We start from the raw sequence: 17,733 nt of genomic DNA, 5'->3' as shown, positions 1-17,733 counted from the left end.
CCTTGACGTTTATCCAGTTACAGGCGCCATGCAAACAAAAAACCGCACCAGAATGCGTTTTACCGCCCGGAGACACCACTAATGTCTGTAGAGGTTCAAGAGCTTCCCTGTCGTGAGGGCCTTATCGGCTCACTGACCCTGAATTCCCCTACAACGCTGAATGCTTTATCCGAGGCAATGATCGCCCAACTAAGGGATTGCCTTGCGCGCTGGGCTGATGATGAACGCATCTGTGTTGTATTGATACGCGGCTCTGACAAAACCGGATTCTGCTCTGGCAGCGACCTGCGCGGGCTTTATCAATCGATAACGGAATCAAAAAACAACGAAGCTGCTTTCAGCATAGTGAGGCACGAATACGAACTGATTTATGCTTTGCGCAGATTCCCCAAGCCGGTCGTTGCGCTCGGGCATGGGCTCATTATGGGCAGTGGGCTCGGCCTGTATTCTGCTTGCCGGTACCGATTGCTTACACCAGACGCTGCACTCGCCACGCCGGCCATGTCTATTGGGCTGTTTCCGGGCGTGGGTGCCAGCTGGTTTCTCAATCGCTTGCCCGGCCGTCTCGGGTTATTTATGGGCCTGACCGGTGCCCACCTGAATGTGAGCGACGCCCTGCGCGTTGGGCTGGCAGACATGGCATTACCAGACTCCAATCATCAGGGATTGCTATCAAGCTTGCAGGCGGAGCGCTGGAGTGGCAACAGAGCTGCCGATGACAGCCGCCTGTTTCGCTTGTTAAGCCAGGCTGAAACTCAGGATTACCCGGCGCTGACCGCCAGCCAACTGGAGTTGCACGAACGTGATATTGCGAGGCTGTGCGCGGGCTCCAGTTTGCCCGAGATAGTAGATCAACTGCTGGCTGCCCGTAACGATTCTGAATGGTGGCAAGCCAGCGTCAAAACTCTCAAAGGCGGTTGCCCGGTTTCGGCTTGGCTAATCTGGAACCAGCTTCAAAAAGCTCAGCAGATGTCATTGAAAGATGTATTCCGGATGGAACTGGCCATGGCTTGGGAGTGCGTGCGCAGGCCCGATCTGGCAGAAGGTATTCGGGCCCGGCTGATTGATCGGGACCAAAGCCCGCAATGGTCATTCTCCCGCATCCGTGACGTGCCCGATGCGGTTATTGATGCGCACTTCCTGCCCGTATGGGATGATCAGACCGACCCCATGCACCTGGAATGATCCTTGGCATTGCTGAAGTCTTTATAAGTTAGCGCCGGCCTGTACCAGCAACATTTCCAGGTCCTGGTGGTTATTTGTGCGAGCCACATCGAGCGCTGTTTCGCCGTTCTCTGCCCGAAAGTTTACATCAGCACCTGCAGCAAGAAGCATTTCTGCGGTCAGCAGGTCGCCAGTTGCAACCACCTTCATCAGCAGTGATTCACCATCCTGACTGACATTAACGTTTGCGCCAGCTGTCAGCAGAATTTTCACGACCGAGAGCTGCCCCGTCTCCGCAGCGCGTATAACCGGTGTAAAGCCCTTCATGTCGGTCGCGTTGACCTTTGCACCACCAGACAGCAGCAAGCGCGTAAGCCGGCGATCACCTTGTTCCGCAGCAACCATTAACGGCGTAACCTGATCGCTCTCGGCAAGATCGGGATTCGCGCCCTGGCTTAGCAGGTACCATACAACACGATCCGCCTTCCCTCGCACAGCCGCCATTAGCGGTGTGCCGTTTCCGGTCAAGGTATTCAGCGGCGCACCCGACTCCTTCAGCTTTTTGACTGCATCGAAATCTGCTTCCGCTGCTGCTTGATAAAGATCCGACCCCAAAGCATTTTCCGCCTGTTGATCCAGATTTGCAGGCGTTTCTCGGGAAGCACATCCCGTCACAGACAGAAGGCCTGCCGCCAGTAAAAGAACAGATAGGAGGAGCGAGCGGTGGGAGAAGCCGATTCCCTTGGCCATAACGAGCAGTCTCTATCAGGAAAGTGTGGCCTATTTTGCGCAGGTGGCCCTGACAATTAAATCGAGCGGGTCACAACTCTGGCCCCTTCTGCAGAAGTTCACGGGTAACCTGACGCAAACGATCTTCACCGTCACGCTGCCCCGAACATAACCCTTCACGTTGGAGCTCCGGCCAATCCAGGCCTTGAAGCACTGCCCGACACCACAAATTCGCCTCATCATGCCTTCGAAGCCTGCTTGAAACACCGGAAACCATGCTCAATTCCCGCAATACCGGAAGCATCAGCCGGAAGCCCCGGTGACCCTCAGAAAAATTTTGCAGGTCCCGTATATCTGCTGCATCTGGCCTGCACTCTGATGGCAAGCCGGCCGTTACATCGAGCAGCAGCTCCGGCTCCAAATCTTTCCAGCTTAGTGGCACAAGTGTCAGCCAGTGTCGCGCCAGCCGAGCCCTCACCTGCGAAACCAAAGTGACAGCTCCTGCGCTGTGAGCCTGAAGCATTTGCACCGGATACTCTCCGCTGGTCGCCTCCTGCTGGAGCCCAAGGCGCACAAACTCCAGCCCGCAGGAAGCCCAAAAGGTGTAAAGATCGGAATTACCACCAAAACTGGTGCCCGTAAAATCCAGACCTTCCAGTTCTGCACTCTTGGCCGCTTCAGCAACCAGCCGGTTTCCAAGCCCTAAGCGCCGGGCCTGAGCAGATACCGCTATGCGGATAATCCGCAAACCTCGCTGGCTGGCGGCTTCAGGGAACCCACTGTGGCTGGCCAGAGATTGGGGCAGAAGATGCCCTCGCACCCTGCGCTTGCCGCTGGCGACCAACTCTGCCAGTTCATCACTTAAACCACCTTCCACAGCACCCCAAAGCACGCCCAGTGTCTTACCGTTCACGGTAGCTCGCCAACTTCTGGCTGCAGGATCATCCAACCACTGCCGAAGGTCTGCGGGCGTTGTGCGGTAATGGGCGTCCACCAGCAAGCCAAATGCCTCCGCCAGCTCGGCCTCTGAAGCCCGGGCTGGTTGCCAGGGCTCAATCACAACTTCGCTCGCTGCTATGTCTGGCAGCCCAACCGGCTGGTACTCAGCGCCCAACAAGAAAAGATCAGATACAAGAGTTTCCAATGGATCACCATCTGCCCAGCGCACCGGCTCAGAAAGCGCTTGTGACTGCCACTGAGGCGTCTTCTCATCAAGAATCAGGCGAAAGCGGATAGCAAATCCCCGCCCAGCGCCTTCGTAGCCATGCACGGTGGAGGCAAAGGCCACCCGCGGCCAACCCAGAAGAACACGCTTTAACAAGGGCACGGGGATTGCGGCGGCTTCATCCACCATAACCACCTCAGCCTCCGGCTTTTCCCGCAGCAAATCCCGGATCGGCAAAAACCGTAGCTGGGCGCCGGTCACGGTTTCAATCAGATCGTTACCCGCTTCCAGCACGTCTGCGCCCAGGGTTTCCCGAGCGTGCTCAAACAGTGTATTTACATTATCTCTCGAAGGGGCAGTTACCAGAATGTTCCGACGCCCCTGTTGCAGCAGTTGTGCCGCAGCCATTCCCAAGGCAGCAGATTTGCCTCGCCCCCGATCGGCTGTCACCACTATTGGTCGCCGCCTGCGCCCAAGCCCGAAGGCTACCAGCTTACCGATCAACGCTTGCTGATCCGGTGTTGTGGTAACAGTAAATTCAGAGGTTGCGCTGAGCAGCTCCGGCAGGACCAATGCCAGCGGCGAACCGAGCTGCACCCGGATCACCGACGAATCTGCAGCCAGAATGCCCGCCAGCCGCTCAGCGAAAGGATGCGACTGATCGTGATCCAGACCCGTTCGGGAATAATCCGGATCAGCAAATTGCCCCCACTCCTCCAGCGAAGGCATTAGCCAGAACAAAAAACCACCCGCCTTCAGCGTGCCCGAGAGCGCCGCAAACCCATCCGGCGGATTGCCCCGCCAGCCATCCCAAACAATGACCGACGTTTCCCGACCCAGCCACTGGCGTACTTTGGCAGACTGAATGCTGGTCAGGCGGTCGTCCGGGACATCACCAGCCTCGCCAACCCAAAGCCCGCCTTCCAGCTCCAAAGCAGGCAACAATGCCTGCAACCACTGCATGGCAAGATCGCGGGCGCCTTCCACCAACACCAGCCGCCGCTGCCCTGCAGCCGCAAGTTCGGCTTGAAGAGAACGCCATGCGTCCAGGTCTGGCGAAAAGGTTTTCGTTTCCGGACTCATTAACTGAGGTCTATTCCATGAGACTTCAGATCACCAAGATCACAGTGTGCTAACGCCGCCTGATGCGTTGCACGCAACCGCACCCGAGGGGCCTTGCCCGCCTCAAAAGCTTCATGCCAGCGAGCCGCACACAGGCACCAGCCGTCTCCGGCTTTCAAGCCGGGGAACCCGAACGCAGGAACCGGCGTACTCAAATCGTTCCCGCGAGCCTTGGAGAACTCCAAAAACTCGGCGGTCATCACAACACATACAGTATGCGATCCGTGATCATCCGGCCCTGTATTGCAGCAGCCATCCCGGTAAAAACCGGTTTCCGGATCAGTGCTGCAGGTTTCGAGCTTTTCACCGAGTACGTTTATCGATTTTTCAGTTTGCATATCTACTCTCTCTAACTTTGGGGGTTAGCAGCGAGGCAGACCCTTCTCCAAAATACGCTGTGAATACATCCATGTACGCTCGGCTCCGCCATCCATGGCTCCGCACGATTTTGGAGAAGGGTCTGCCTCGCTGCCCTCCAACTAATGAGGTGGATTCGCTGAGTTGATCAGCCATGTTAACGGCACAGGTACCCGCGCTACCAGTTGGCCAGTACAATAGCACCTATGCCAACAAAGACCCTTGAATCCCCCGCCCTTGATCTGCCTGATTTTCTCACCGACGAACAACGGGCGATTATTACCGCCGGCTACGAGCACTCGGTAATCACAGCTGTCGCCGGCAGTGGAAAAACCTCCACGCTGGCCTGGCGCATTCGCTACTTGCTGCAGCAAGGGCACGACCCTGCGCGCATGTTGGTGTTGATGTTTAACCGCAGCGCTCGGGTGGATTTTGAGCGCAAGCTTCAAGAGGTGTGTCACCAAAGTGGGTTAGTACTGCCTGAAATACGAACTTATCACGCCATGGGGCTGCGACTGTATAAGCGGTTTGTTCAGGACGGTTACCTGCCGGGATTCTCTGAAAAAATACTTACCGAGCAGGAAATCAGCTTTCAGGCCTGGCTTTTAATACGGAGGCTGGCGCCGGAAGATTTGGCGGATGAAATAAGGCGCAACAAGAAAGATTTTGTAGAGACAGCCACCGGGTTTATCGACATGGTGAAAACCACACTGTCGCCCGCCGAAATAGTGTTTGAAGAGCTGGGCTACTCAGAAAAACACCGATACCTGATTGATCTGTTCCACAGCTTCGAACAATGGCGCAAAGGGCAAAGCCGGATCAGTTTTGCGGATATGCTGTACGAACCAGTGATGGCCATACACCAGAATCCGCCTTTACAGCGACTGGTAGGCAACAAGATGGATCTGATTCTGGTGGACGAGTATCAGGACACCAACGAAATTCAGCACCTGCTGCTGCGTTATGTGGCAGGTGATCGGGCCCGGGTAACCGTGGTGGGAGATCCGGACCAGACTATTTACGAATTCCGCGGTGCCAAGCCGGAATTCATTCTCAAGCGCTTCAGCGACGAGTTTGAGAGCCCTCTGGAACAAACCCTCAGCTACACCTTCCGCTACGGCCATCGCGTGGCTCTGCTGGCCAACCATCTGATTTGCCACAACACCGGGCGCAAGGATGTACTGTGCCATTCCCACCCTTCCACGCCAGCTACGGAAATTGCCCTGCACCGGGTGGAGAATGACGCGGATGCCGTACTGCAGATACTTGGCGAAGAAGCAGAGAGCGCACTGGCCGATACTGCGATTCTGTTCCGGGTCTGGAGTCAGAGCGTGCCTATTGAGCTCAAGTTGCTGGCAAAGCAGATTCCCTATCGCATTGATGCGGGCAAAGGGGCGCTGTTCAGCCGTGAAGTTCAGGCCATCACAGCATTGCTGAAAGTGGTTTCCGGCACACTGGAAAAGCTACCGGAAGAAGACCGGCTGGAGCTGGCTCGCCTGCTTCTGCGCTTCCCCCATGTTGGTCTTAAAGAACCGGAACTGGAGCAGTTAGCGCGCTTTCTCGCGGGCTTCGCCGGAGGCTGGCACGAGCGCTTGCTGGCGCTGGATTTTGGCGCGCTGGCGCCCATGGCAGCACGCAAACTACGAAAGCTGGGTGAGGTTCTGGCGCAATTGCGTGGCTATGCAGGCCCGGCAGCGGGGTTGATTACCGTTTATGCGGAGCACACAGATCTGTATGAGGGCGTTCGAAGCCTGGCGCTGACCCATGACAGCGCAGAGGAACGCATTGATACCATTCACGGCTTCCGCGAGTATCTGAAAGGCCTGGGTGAAGACGCAAAAGGTGCTCTTGCACACCTCAAAGCACTGCGCCAACAGGCCAGCGAGAAGCAGGCCGGCGGGGGTGTTTTACTCTCCACCATCCATCGCACCAAAGGGCTGGAATGGCAAAGGGTGATCATACCCGGGCTGCAGGAGAAGTACCTGCCACACAGCCCACGCCCTCAGGACGACGCAAGGTCCATTCTCGAAAGCGAGCGACGCCTGCTGTATGTCGCCATGACTCGCACCCGGCAATCATTGCATCTGATCACCCGGCCAGTAAGCAAGCAGCCCCATCTGGATGGCGATCAAGGGCCCAGTCGGTTTGTAGAAGAGTTCTGTTTTGATCTGGCGAGGGAGTTCGGAGGCTGGCTGGATGAGCGGACGCCAGATACCGATCGCTCACTGACACTGCAAACGACACTTACGCCAGTCAGCTCGCGCTATGCGCTGCAGGAAGGCATCGCCCTTGAAGGCGAAGGGAATACAAACACTGTCAGCAACGCTCCCCTATGGCACCTGTCGCGTCTCACTCATACTATTTTCGGCACAGGCACCGTCGTTGCTGAAGACGAAAGTTCTTTTGAGGTTCATTTTAGCGACGGTGAAAAGATGAACTTCAGTAAAAAAAGCGCGCATCTTTACTTTAGTGCTCCACCCGCGTGAAAGACTGCACAGCACGGTGCATCGAAACATTCCCGCGTGGGTTTTCTAATGTAATCTTAATCATCAATTCTTTGTTTTTTCTAATTCTTTAGCCTAAATTGTTTCGATAAGTGAGCATCTTGATTACTCAGCATGTTTAATAACAATCGAACAGGAGGTTCTGCATGAACATCATGCGCCCGATAGCAATGGCGGCCATCGCCAGTAGTTTTGCCGCCCCAGCCTTGGCTGAGCGCACAGAGACGGTTTACATCAACCCGTTTGCCGCCTTTCAACTTTTTGACGATGACCGTGATCTGAGCGAGACAGGTACATTTGGCGCGGGACTGGAATACCGGTTCAGACCGAACTGGGCCGTTGAAGCAATCTATTCGCGCGCGGATGCTGACCGAAAATATGTCGACGGCTCCTCTGATTTTGAAGAGCTTCGCATCGACGGCATCTACTATTTCGCACCTCAAAATGAAGCCTGGAACCCGTACGTTTCTCTGGGCGCCGGACACGCCGAGTTTGGCAAGGGTGATACCATCAGCTATCGCACAACGGGCACCGACCATGATGAGACCCGCGTAAACGTGGGCACTGGTTTCCGTTATAACGTATCAGATTCCATATCTGTGCGTGGTGATCTGCGTGAATTCCACGGCATCGACGAAAGCACGTTTGATACCCAGGTTTCTCTCGGTGTCAGCTTTGCGTTTAACCGCACTACTGGTAGCACGCCTGCTCCCGCGCCCCAGCGTACAACTGATTCAGACGGTGACGGCGTACCCGATTCCCGTGATCAATGCCCCAACACGCCAGCGGGTGCAACCGTTGACAGCACTGGCTGTGAACCGGATGCAGATGGCGACGGCGTAGCAGACGCACGGGATGCCTGCCCTGACACCCCACGCGGTGCCATGGTAGACAGCCGCGGTTGCGAACTGGATAGCGATAACGACGGTGTGGTCGACAGCCAGGATCTCTGCCCCAACACGTCTGCCGGCGCTACAGTGGACGCAACCGGGTGTGAAGGCGTAACCGAAACTATCGAGACCTTTACCATTGAGGTTCAGTTCCCGACCAACAGTTCTGTGATCGGCAATGCCTACGATGATGAGATTCGTCGTGTTGCAAACTTCCTGAAGGAAAATCCGGAAACTCTCGTGGAAATCGCTGGCCACTCCGATAACACCGGTAAGGCAAGCTACAACCAGTTCCTGTCACAGCGCCGCGCTGAAGCCGTTGCAGGCCGCTTGACTGGCCCTCTGGGAGTTGACCCGGCCAAAGTGAGTGCGAAGGGCTATGGTGAAGAAGAACCTGTTGCCACAAACGCCACCGCTGCAGGCCGTGCGGAAAACCGCCGGGTTGAAGCGCGCATTCAGGTTCGTCGTTAATTCGGCACTAATCTGAACACAGGCAAGTGAAGACAGCAAAGGCGCCCTAGGGCGCCTTTTTTTTAACGGCATCCAGCAGCAGATTTCTGGGTGTCAGAGATCGCTCACAAAAATGACCGAGCCGCACCTGATAGCCCTGCTCCTCCAGAAAAACCGCATAATCCAGAACCATCCATACCTCCAAAGGCCGGCGAAAAAGATGTCGGATAAGCTCATAGCGATGAACGTCCCGGTGGCGTTGCACGCCATAGGAAAGCCAGAACTCGAAATCCGTGTCTTTTGGCAAACAAAGCTGTTTTTTACTGGCAGCCCAATGGCAAAACTCAGGGAACCCATTTTTAATGAGCCTGGGTGGGTATGAAGGCGCGGAAAGATACTGATTCACCTCGCGCAGGGTCCGTTGTAGCCCGTCAAAGCCCAAGCGCCACTGACTTAACGTTTTCGTTTGTGCCCTGACTCCGGCCGGTGCTGTTACCGTTTCTCTTACTGCCAGGCGCAGGTCACTGCGATCCAGCAAAAGCTTTGGCTCATGGGTAGCCGAGCCTTCTGAAAGAGCGCTGTAAATGCCCTCAACGGTTTTGTGATAGCAACAAGGTGACACACTTAGTCGTGGAAGCGAACCTGCAACGCCCTCCTTCAGCAATTGCCGGTGCAAGTCACCACAGGCATGGAGTGCGACCCCGTGAGCGTTCGTTGGAACGGGCACATCCTTCGCCATGACATCCTGGCAGGCTATTTGAACGGGATCTGCGAAACGTCTGGCGAGCCGGTTACCATCAGCTACCAGCTTCGGGTTCCATTCAAAGCCTGCAACGTCGTCTTGGCTCTGTGCAGCCAGGGTTCGGGCAAGATGCCCCTTACCACAGCACCAATCCAGAATCGGTTGCTGCAGAGGCTTTAGCGCGGCGGCAAATGCACCCGCCTGCTCCCGTTTGCGCCCAGGCATATCGGTTGCTCTGATTTCGGGCAGCGTTGCCGCCAAAATATCCGAATGATCGGGCGCCAAGTCTGGAAAATCTGTCAGATGACCATACAGAGCCAGATCCGATACATGCCGGGAAGCGATCTTTGCCAGCCTTTCAGGTGCCTCAGCCAACTCAGCGCACTCGTCATCGGTGAACCCAGCCATCATCTGAGCCAACCCGGGATATTCTTCAACCCAGGCCGGCTGTAGTTCCGTAAACGGGGCTGGCTGCCAAATGGTGCGGTGCTTTATCAACCAATCATTGAGGGTTTGCCACCGAGAAAAAAAGCTCTCGGTGGCCGGTCGAGCAGTCACTCCTGATAACGCCCCGGGCGGAACGCATCCAGGCAAACCGCCGGTTCTTCGCCGTCAATCACCTGTGCAATCACATCCGCACTGGCCGCTGCCAACGTCCACCCGAAGGTACCGTGCCCGGTATTCAAGTACAGGTTTCGGCGCGGGCCGCGACCAATAATGGCTGGGCCATCGGGCGTCATAGGGCGAAATCCTGTCCAGGTTTCTGCAAGGTCCAGATCTGCACAACCGGGATAACGGGACTCAACCGATTTTCGAATGGTCGCTATTCGCGCTTCCGGGATGTCGCGATTGAAGCCCGCCAGTTCCACGAAGCCCGTTGCACGTAATCGATCGCCCAAGCGGGTAGAGACAACTTTGTAGTTGTCGTCATGAATGGTGGAAGCAGGCGCTTTGGCCGGGTCTTTCAAGGGCACCGTAATGCTGTAGCCTTTGATTGGGTATATAGGCAGCTTCATGCCCAAAGGTCGCACCAGCTCAGGGGACCAGCAACCCGCGCTGATTACGAAGGCATCCGCAGCCAAAGCCTCTGTCTGTCCACGCTCGTTACGAAGAACCACCATTTCAACATTCTGGCTGCTCGCGGTTAGCTGCTCCACCTGAACGTTGTAGCGAAACTTGACGCCTTTTTCTTCACAGGCCTTGGCAAGCGCCCTGGTAAACAAGTGGCAATCGCCCGTTCCATCGGTGTCGTAGCTGAGCGCGCCATACAATGGCCCGGTTCTCGCCATTCCCGGCTCCGCTTCATAGACCTGCTCCGGTGTCAGCAAACGGGACGCTACGCCCATTTCATTCAGAATTCGATGTGTGCCGCGGTGCACTTCCAGATCCTCCGGAGTACTGGCCAGATGCAGCAAACCCTTATGCGCACCATCGAACTTCAGGTTCAGCTCATCTTCCAGTTTCTGATATCGCTCACGGGAGTGAGCACCAAGGCGCATCATGGCGCGCTTGTTCAAACCAAACAGCCCGGGCGACCAGGCGTAGCGCAACGTTGTAAACATGAACTGTATAGCCGCTAAGGACGGTGGCACCTTAAGCTTCAGTGGGCCGTCCTGCTTCACAAGCCAGGGCAGCGCCTTGAACACCATGCTGGGGTCGGCCCAGGGATACACCACGCCATAAGAACGCTGGGCCGCATTGCCCTTACTGGTCTCATCCCCAGCCACGCCATGGCGTTCAAGTACCGTCACCTGATGTCCGCGACGGCAAAGCTCCCAGGCTGTGGTTACACCCACAACGCCACCACCAATCACAACAACGTGCATCTGCATCTCCACCTGTTTCAAACCCGAGCAATAAGATCCATCAAGGAAAGCCCCTACGAGCCGATGTAGGCCAATATACGGGCAGCTGATAAACTTGAACGCTTCGAACACCAGAATAGCAGTTGAACCCACTGCCTGTATTGGAGCCTAGCATCAGCCCATGAGTAAGAAACGTCGCGAGATTCCCGTATTCGACCATCCGATTATTGAAACCCACTGTCATCTTGATTACCTCAAGGATCGCCCCCTGGAGGAAATTCTGGAAGAAACACGCCGGGTGAACATCGAGAAGGTGATTACCATTGCTGTGGCACCGGGTAACCTGTCGACAGTACGTGAGCTCAGCACCATAGCGCCGTGGCTTTATGGCACACAGGGCATCCACCCCCATGAAGCGGAAAGCTACGACGATGCAGTAGAAAAAGAAATCCGCACCCACGCCCAGGACGACAAGATTGTTGCGGTTGGCGAGATTGGGCTGGATTATTTTTATGACAATGCAGACCGCAGCATCCAGCGCGATGTGTTCCGGCGCCAGCTTCAGATTGCCTGTGACAGCGACCGCCCGGTGGTTATCCATAGCCGTGATGCAGACGAAGATACAATCACTATACTCAAAGAGTTTGAGCACACCCTTAAGCGCCGAGGCGTGATTCACAGCTTCACATCCGGCCCTGGTCTTGCTCGCTACGCGCTGGATCAGGGCTGGAATCTGGGCTTTAATGGAATCACCACATTCAACAAGGCAGAAAACGTGCGGGACATAGTTCGTATGACGCCCATCAGCCAGATACTGCTGGAAACCGATGCGCCGTTCCTCACGCCGGTGCCCTACCGTGGCCGTGAGAATGCACCTTACTATCTGCCGTTCGTTGCTGAGAAAATAGCAGAAGTGAAAGACCTTCCTTTGGACGACGTGATTATCCAGACTTACCAGAACAGCCTGAGAACGTTTTTCCCGAAGCCATGATAAAGCGCATCCCCGTCTCCGCGTTGAAGGTCGGCATGTACATTACCGACCTGAACAACGATTGGATTCCCCACAACACGCAACGCAGGCGGGGTGTTATCAAGCGCGATGAAACCATCGAAAAAATCCGCAAGATGGGCGTGCAGTTTGTTTATATCGACGTGCAAAAAGGTAAGGACAGCCAGGACTCGGAAACCGCGACAGAAGTAGATTCACGCAATGAAGCAGCACTGCAAAAGGCAGGTGAGCAGAAACCGGGCATAAAGCCCAGGGTGCCGCTTTCTGAGGAAATGGTACACGCTCTGGGCGTTCACACTGAAGCCCAAGGGTTGGTCGACAGCTTCATGAAAAACGCAAAATTGGGCACGCCTGTCGATGTCGCTCCAATCCACAAGCTTGCTGGCGAACTTCAAAACTCTGTAACCCGAAACGCAAACGCACTGGGCTGCCTGGGGCGTATTCGCGAAAAAGACAACTACCTGCTTGAGCACTCAGTTAATCTGAGCGTACTCATGACCATATTCGGACAATATCGAAAGCTCTCCGCCGATGTGATGCATCAGATTGTTATGGGCGCCCTGCTCCACGATCTTGGCAAAGTCCTCACTCCCGATGAAGTACTCCACAAGCCGGGCCGGCTCTCGCCGCAAGAATTTGAGATCATGAAGCTTCATGCGCGGCACTCCCGTGACATTTTGTCGGCAACGGAAGGAATCGGCCAACTCACGGTAATCACTGCAGCCCAGCACCACGAGCGCATGGACGGCTCCGGTTATCCGGAAGGCCTGAAGGGCGACGAGATTTCCGTTTACGGCCGCATGGTCGCCATTGCAGACGTGTATGATGCCATTACAGCCGACCGCGTGTACCACAAGGGAATGACACCCTCTCAGGGCCTGAAGAAGCTCCTGGAATGGAGCGGGAGCCATCTTGACCCTACCTTGGTGAAACAATTCATCCGCTGCCTTGGCTTGTACCCGGTAGGATCCCTTGTTCTGCTGGACAGCGGTCGGCTCGGCGTTGTGGTCGAAATCAATGAACAAGATCAACGATTGCCGGTGGTCCGGGTGATGTACCACACCAAGTTCCGGATGCCGATTACGGTAACCACCATCGACCTGTCGAAAGCCGGAAATCAGGACCGGATACTGCGCGCCGTTGACCCTGAGCAGTACAAAATTGATGTCCGGAAATTTCTCAGCTGAGCCATAACAACCTTTTTTCCGTCTAGCCAAAAGACAGAAAAACACCCATAAAAACCGGCGACAAAAACGACAGCAAAAAACCTGAGGCAATGGCCACAGGCACACAGCTCAGCCCACCGTTGCTGCGGATGACCGGCAAGGTGAAATCCATCGAAGTGGCTCCGCCATAGCCAATAGCCATGGCAGGCCGGCTGCCAATCACCAGTGGGATAATCGCCAGGGCAATAATTTCCCGCAGCACATCGTTCATGAAGGCCACACCACCCCAGGCCGGCCCTAGCGCGTCACCAATCACAATGCCCGAGAGCGAATACCAGCCAAACCCCGAGGCCAATGCCAGCACATCGTGCCATGGCAGTCCCAATACGGGTATCAACACGGCACCCGCCAGCAGAGAACTGACCACAAGCATCAGGGCGATCCCCAGCCCCTGGGTGTTCATAAGGAGCTTGCGCAAGGAGAGCCCGGCATTGCGCAGCTGAAGGCCAATTAAAAACAGCAAGAGCATCAGCGACCAGGTAGCAAGTTGCTCCGCTTGCGGCAGTGGTGGCAAAAGAAAATAGCCTGCCAACAACCCCACCATAACCGCCATCAATGGCTTGAGAGCGGCCATAAACAGCCTCACATAGCCCGCGCTACCGGCAGGCTCCTCCCGATGCTCTGGCACCATAGGCCGCCAGCGGTGGAACAGCCAAAGCCCAGTCATATTCGCCATAAACAGAACGGCCACCAGAACGGACGTTTGGCTGGCCATAGCGCCGAGCTGGCTCGCCAGGCCTTCCATCTGACCCAACCCCAGCCCCAGCAGCGCCAGAATAAAGTACACCAGAGCTTCTACCGTGTAATGAATAACGGTCATCAGGCGGCGGTTTTCGAGGGACAGGGCAAAGCCAAAAAACAATGGCGCAAGAATCAGCAGGGCACCCGTAAGCATTAATGCACTGCAGCGTCAGAGGGCTCAGCGCGATCCTGAACCAGCACCCAGGGTGCCACAACCACAGCCCAGAGCTCTGCATTACGGTCGTACCAGGCACGAGCCAGATCGGGCGACACATCCCCTACATCGCCTGTTGCCAGCCATTGCTCGAACAGAGCGCGGTTATCCGCGGTGAGTTCACAGGCCACATCCAACAAATCCAGCGCTTTGCCAACACGCACAACCTGCCCTCGGGCGTAGTAGGTTTGCAGCTCGTGCCAGCGGATACGGGAGGTTTCCAGATTGAGCTTGGCTTTGGTTTCATCGTTGTTTCGGGAGGACGACATAACAACCTTTTGCAGTAGCGACAGTAAAAAACCGGAACGAGCTTAACCGATTGCACGGGCCTCGTTCCAGATATCCCTTATCTGATCTGCCAACGTAAGCGGATCGAATGGTTTGGGAATAACACCGGCTGCACCCAGTTCCAGGTAACCTTGCACCTCGTCACTCTGAACCTTGGCCGTCATAAAAACCGCCGGCGTGTTGGCGTAACCTGTCAGGCTGCGTATAGCCTTCAAGGTTGCCGGGCCATCCATCCCCGGCATCATCACATCAAGAACAATCAACTGGGGCCTGCACTCCTCGATCTTGTCCAGCGCTTGTTGCCCGGATTCACAGGCAGTGAGCTCAAACCCGCCGATAGCCTCCAAAGCCAGCTCCGCAACCGTTCGAATATCCGGTTCATCCTCAACCATCAGGATTCGTTTCAGATTCTCAGGTGGCATCGTGGCTTTCCTCCTTGTGCTCAATCCCCAGTCGTCTCAACAGCGTGAGACACTCAGGATCATCTGCTTGACCAGCCGCGAGCAGGGCCGCGGCTCGCATCACCAGCTTTGATTGACTGACATTGCCCCTGCTTACAAAATAGACAGCTCCAATCAACTCCCTGAGATCCAGCGGCAAGCGCCACTGTACCTTGATTCGATTGCCAAGCTTTTCTGCCCAGTAGGCAATGGCAGAATCAACCAGCTCAATCTCCGGCATCTCTCCACTATCATCGCACTGATTTTGCAGCACTTTCAGAGCTGCCAGCTCCCCTGCACGGCTCAGCAATCCAGCTGTGTAATAGGGCGCAGGGTTATCGCCAATTTTTCGCGCCAATGTGCTGGCCACCTCGGCAACCCGCAACGCTTGCTCCTGCTCTATCAGCGCCCTCTCTGCCAAGCGCGGGCAGGATAGTTTCCCTGCAATATCCAGAGACAAAGCCAGCGCCTGGTTCAATGCCATTGCGATACCGATAGTGCTGACGGCCTCGCGCACGGTCTTTACTGATGTTCCTGAGCGGCGAAAAGACGCGCTGTTCGCCACGTCGAGCATCTTTGCACTCAAGGCTGGCTCGGCCTTCCACTCGGTTGCGAGCGCGATAGCACCCAGCTCGTCATGCTTCTCGATCAACGCCAGGATAGCACCCGTGTCAATCTGGCCAGGCAACTGTATCGGCGAGTTACAGGCAGCCTCCATTTTCTCTTCCAGGGTGCTGTTGGCGCTCTCACCCTGACCACTTGAGAGGGGCGCTAATGCCAAGAGCTTTTGGTGTAGTGCTTCTACCTGAAACGGCTTACTGATGTAGGCATTAATGCCCAGATGAGCCGCCGCAAGAATGGAATCACGATCTGCGCGACCACTGATCATCACTACGGGTACTTGGCCGCTGAGTTTTCGAACGGCACGAATCACCTCAAGGCCGGAGCCATCTGGCAGGTTCCAATCAGTAATAACCAGATCTGCAGGTTTTTTCTGCCAGCTATCAAGTGCTTCTGCTACCAGCGCATGAACCCGGACTACGGCTCCTGGATATGCGCCTGCCACAACAGTTTCCAGAAGAGCGCCGACCAGTTCATCATCTTCAAGTATCAATACATCCATCGCGACGATCTCAATTTCCCTTTGATTCAAGAGTTGCTTTCTGAAGCCACGGTAACGCCATTCCGCCCTGCTCGCTTGCGCTCATAAAGAGCCCGGTCGGCGGCGTCTATAGCCTGCTCACCAGACTCATAAGCGTTAAGTTCGGCAACGCCAGCACTGAAAGTCACTGAGAACTCCTCGCTGCCGCCTTTAAACGCCAGTTGGGCAAAATCCTTGTTCAGTGCTTCCAGCACCTCAACCGCCTTGACCAAGGAACACTCCGGCAACACGACAACAAACTCCTCACCACCATAGCGACCGATAATATCCGTATCCCGTAAGCGGTGGCGCAACAAGTTGGATAAAGCCTTGATCACCATATCGCCAACACCATGACCGTATGAATCGTTCACCCTCTTGAAGTGATCCAGATCCAGCATGGCGACAACTGAACTATGCCCGCTGCGCGCCGCACGCGCATGCTCACGATTAAGCTCTGTTTTGGCCAGCGCATGTTTCAACAAGCCCGTGAGGCTATCCAGCGAAACAAGCTTGCCGAGCTGCCGGGCACGGAAACAGCGTATTCTCACGGTGCGCAGCAAGTACTCATCAGAAACAGGCTTGGTAACAAAATCATCACCACCACGAGCCAGGACGTCCAGCTGAAGATCACGATCTGCTTCAGACGAAAAGAAAATAATGGGCAGGCTTAGCCACTCAGCCTGAAACCGGAGCATTCGGGCCAAAACAGGGCCCTCGTACTGCCCCATCTGCACATCCATGAGCAGTATATCGGGCCGGAACTCCGCCAACTCAGACAACATCCGTGAGGGGTCATCAAACGCGCGCACTTGCATGCCGCCACTGGTCAGTACAACGCGATAGTGTTCAAGCAGCTCTCTATCGTCGTCTACAATCATAACCTTGCCGCTGAGCGTTGCCAGACCTTCTGCCAAAAGCTGCTCTACCTGATCTGCAAGGGCCGGAATGTCCAGAGTAGCATCAACACAGGCATCGACATTCAAACGCGCCAGCCTGTAGCGGGTGGCAAAGTCATGGGCTTCACTGAAGCAAATCACCGGTAGCTTGTGCAGCCTGGACAGCCAGCTGGCTCCCTCGTCTTGCAACAGGGTATCCCGAATCATAACCAGATCCACATCACCCATGCTGTCTGGCCACTGATCAGCGCTACTGAGGCTACGAACCTCATAGCCATAGAGCGCCAAACCCTGGGATACCAAATCGCCATGCTGTTGATCCGGATCCAGAATCAACAATACAAATTGGTTATCAGACTCCACTGGCACCGGCTTGTGCCAACCGGTTGATACCGGGTCAGCCACACCCAAAAGGCTGCCAAGACCCACCAGATCCTTTTCAAAACCGCCTGCCAGCAGCTGCCTTAACTGCTGCCGGACATGCTCTCTCTCAGCCCCTTCCGTAACCTGATCTGCCAAAGGCTTGATAGCCAGCTCAAGTTTTCTGGCCTGCTCCCCCAGCTGTGTAAAACCCAAAGTGCCGGCTGATCCTGCAAGTCTGTGCAACAACTGATAGGCAGCCACCAGCTCGCCAATGGCCTCGGGGCGTTGGGAGGCACTGAAGATGCTGGCAACCAAACCTTCGATTTCATCAATCGTTTTATCCTGAAAACGATTACGAAGAGTCTCCAGTTTTTTCCGCACCTCGGAGGAAGGGCTTTCGGGCATAAGGGCTCTTGCTAATTAACGCGCGTAAACGCTGTGAATTCGGTTTGAATTACGGTTCAATCAAAGCAAGTTTTAACGC

The 17,733-nt window shown here is 55.5% G+C and carries 15 protein-coding genes; 5 read left to right on the top strand and 10 right to left on the bottom strand.

The features are described from left to right. Positions 1–81: 81 nt before the first annotated feature. The gene (locus tag AADB16_RS03745; RefSeq protein WP_410801467.1) at positions 82–1,185 is read left to right on the top strand and encodes an enoyl-CoA hydratase/isomerase family protein; all 1,104 of its coding nucleotides are present in this window, start codon (positions 82–84) and stop codon (positions 1,183–1,185) included. A 21-nt stretch (positions 1,186–1,206) separates the two neighbouring features. On the opposite strand, the gene AADB16_RS03740 is transcribed toward AADB16_RS03745, so the two are convergent. The 3 genes from AADB16_RS03740 to AADB16_RS03730 form a co-directional block, all read right to left on the bottom strand. After that, positions 1,207–1,914, bottom strand: coding sequence for an ankyrin repeat domain-containing protein (locus AADB16_RS03740; RefSeq protein ID WP_410801465.1), 708 nt, complete (start codon positions 1,912–1,914; stop codon positions 1,207–1,209). A 70-nt stretch (positions 1,915–1,984) separates the two neighbouring features. Next, positions 1,985–4,141 (bottom strand): tRNA(Met) cytidine acetyltransferase TmcA, encoded by a 2,157-nt coding sequence (locus AADB16_RS03735; RefSeq protein WP_410801463.1) that lies wholly within the window; start codon positions 4,139–4,141, stop codon positions 1,985–1,987. After that, on the bottom strand, positions 4,141–4,518 hold the full coding sequence (locus tag AADB16_RS03730) for a DUF2237 family protein (protein ID WP_410801461.1): 378 nt from the start codon (positions 4,516–4,518) through the stop codon (positions 4,141–4,143). Before AADB16_RS03730 ends, AADB16_RS03735 begins: the two co-directional genes overlap by 1 nt. Before the next feature lie 225 nt (positions 4,519–4,743). Here AADB16_RS03730 and AADB16_RS03725 point away from each other — a divergent pair, with 225 nt between their 5' ends. Next, positions 4,744–7,023, top strand: a complete 2,280-nt coding sequence (locus tag AADB16_RS03725; RefSeq protein ID WP_410801459.1) for an ATP-dependent helicase — start codon at positions 4,744–4,746, stop codon at positions 7,021–7,023. Positions 7,024–7,187: 164 nt separating this feature from the next. After that, a complete protein-coding gene (locus AADB16_RS03720) occupies positions 7,188–8,402 on the top strand; it encodes an OmpA family protein (protein ID WP_410801457.1) in 1,215 nt (404 codons plus the stop codon). Positions 8,403–8,448: 46 nt separating this feature from the next. Here AADB16_RS03720 and AADB16_RS03715 read toward each other — a convergent pair whose 3' ends face one another. Then, the gene (locus tag AADB16_RS03715; RefSeq protein ID WP_410801455.1) at positions 8,449–9,681 is read right to left on the bottom strand and encodes a methyltransferase; all 1,233 of its coding nucleotides are present in this window, start codon (positions 9,679–9,681) and stop codon (positions 8,449–8,451) included. Continuing rightward, positions 9,678–10,970 (bottom strand): D-amino acid dehydrogenase, encoded by a 1,293-nt coding sequence (locus tag AADB16_RS03710; protein WP_410801453.1) that lies wholly within the window; start codon positions 10,968–10,970, stop codon positions 9,678–9,680. Before AADB16_RS03710 ends, AADB16_RS03715 begins: the two co-directional genes overlap by 4 nt. 139 nt (positions 10,971–11,109) lie before the next feature. On the opposite strand from AADB16_RS03710, the gene AADB16_RS03705 reads away from it, so the two are divergent. Both AADB16_RS03705 and AADB16_RS03700 read left to right on the top strand, forming a co-directional pair. Then, positions 11,110–11,919 carry a TatD family hydrolase gene (locus AADB16_RS03705; RefSeq protein WP_410801452.1) on the top strand — a complete coding sequence of 270 codons (810 nt, stop codon included), beginning with the start codon at positions 11,110–11,112 and terminating at the stop codon, positions 11,917–11,919. Continuing rightward, a complete protein-coding gene (locus AADB16_RS03700) occupies positions 11,916–13,124 on the top strand; it encodes an HD-GYP domain-containing protein (protein ID WP_410801450.1) in 1,209 nt (402 codons plus the stop codon). The genes AADB16_RS03705 and AADB16_RS03700 overlap by 4 nt, the downstream gene beginning before the upstream one ends. A 22-nt stretch (positions 13,125–13,146) precedes the next feature. On the opposite strand, the gene AADB16_RS03695 is transcribed toward AADB16_RS03700, so the two are convergent. The 5 genes from AADB16_RS03695 to AADB16_RS03675 are packed head-to-tail and all read right to left on the bottom strand — an operon-like array spanning position 13,147 to position 17,654. Beyond that, positions 13,147–14,058, bottom strand: a complete 912-nt coding sequence (locus AADB16_RS03695) for a lysine exporter LysO family protein (protein WP_410801448.1) — start codon at positions 14,056–14,058, stop codon at positions 13,147–13,149. Next, positions 14,058–14,387, bottom strand: coding sequence for a DUF2288 domain-containing protein (locus AADB16_RS03690; RefSeq protein ID WP_410801446.1), 330 nt, complete (start codon positions 14,385–14,387; stop codon positions 14,058–14,060). Before AADB16_RS03690 ends, AADB16_RS03695 begins: the two co-directional genes overlap by 1 nt. A 42-nt stretch (positions 14,388–14,429) precedes the next feature. Beyond that, positions 14,430–14,828 carry a response regulator gene (locus AADB16_RS03685; RefSeq protein ID WP_309044609.1) on the bottom strand — a complete coding sequence of 133 codons (399 nt, stop codon included), beginning with the start codon at positions 14,826–14,828 and terminating at the stop codon, positions 14,430–14,432. Next, positions 14,818–15,999 (bottom strand): response regulator, encoded by a 1,182-nt coding sequence (locus AADB16_RS03680; protein WP_410801444.1) that lies wholly within the window; start codon positions 15,997–15,999, stop codon positions 14,818–14,820. Before AADB16_RS03680 ends, AADB16_RS03685 begins: the two co-directional genes overlap by 11 nt. Next, a complete protein-coding gene (locus AADB16_RS03675) occupies positions 15,996–17,654 on the bottom strand; it encodes a diguanylate cyclase (RefSeq protein WP_410801443.1) in 1,659 nt (552 codons plus the stop codon). The genes AADB16_RS03680 and AADB16_RS03675 overlap by 4 nt, the downstream gene beginning before the upstream one ends. Positions 17,655–17,733 lie beyond the last annotated feature (79 nt).

The organism is Marinobacter sp. KMM 10035 (assembly GCF_046537445.1).
Lineage (GTDB): Bacteria > Pseudomonadota > Gammaproteobacteria > Pseudomonadales > Oleiphilaceae > Marinobacter > Marinobacter sediminicola.
Note: the sequence above shows the minus strand (reverse complement) of the source record. Positions and strands in the feature narration are given on the sequence as shown.

Coding starts and splice junctions, on each gene's coding strand:
- AADB16_RS03695 (WP_410801448.1), bottom strand. CDS start 14,058: ATGCTTACGGGTGCCCTGCTGATTCTTGCGCCATTGTTTTTTGGCTTT.
- AADB16_RS03720 (WP_410801457.1), top strand. CDS start 7,188: ATGAACATCATGCGCCCGATAGCAATGGCGGCCATCGCCAGTAGTTTT.
- AADB16_RS03705 (WP_410801452.1), top strand. CDS start 11,110: ATGAGTAAGAAACGTCGCGAGATTCCCGTATTCGACCATCCGATTATT.
- AADB16_RS03685 (WP_309044609.1), bottom strand. CDS start 14,828: ATGCCACCTGAGAATCTGAAACGAATCCTGATGGTTGAGGATGAACCG.
- AADB16_RS03740 (WP_410801465.1), bottom strand. CDS start 1,914: ATGGCCAAGGGAATCGGCTTCTCCCACCGCTCGCTCCTCCTATCTGTT.
- AADB16_RS03725 (WP_410801459.1), top strand. CDS start 4,744: ATGCCAACAAAGACCCTTGAATCCCCCGCCCTTGATCTGCCTGATTTT.
- AADB16_RS03675 (WP_410801443.1), bottom strand. CDS start 17,654: ATGCCCGAAAGCCCTTCCTCCGAGGTGCGGAAAAAACTGGAGACTCTT.
- AADB16_RS03690 (WP_410801446.1), bottom strand. CDS start 14,387: ATGTCGTCCTCCCGAAACAACGATGAAACCAAAGCCAAGCTCAATCTG.
- AADB16_RS03745 (WP_410801467.1), top strand. CDS start 82: ATGTCTGTAGAGGTTCAAGAGCTTCCCTGTCGTGAGGGCCTTATCGGC.
- AADB16_RS03700 (WP_410801450.1), top strand. CDS start 11,916: ATGATAAAGCGCATCCCCGTCTCCGCGTTGAAGGTCGGCATGTACATT.
- AADB16_RS03735 (WP_410801463.1), bottom strand. CDS start 4,141: ATGAGTCCGGAAACGAAAACCTTTTCGCCAGACCTGGACGCATGGCGT.
- AADB16_RS03730 (WP_410801461.1), bottom strand. CDS start 4,518: ATGCAAACTGAAAAATCGATAAACGTACTCGGTGAAAAGCTCGAAACC.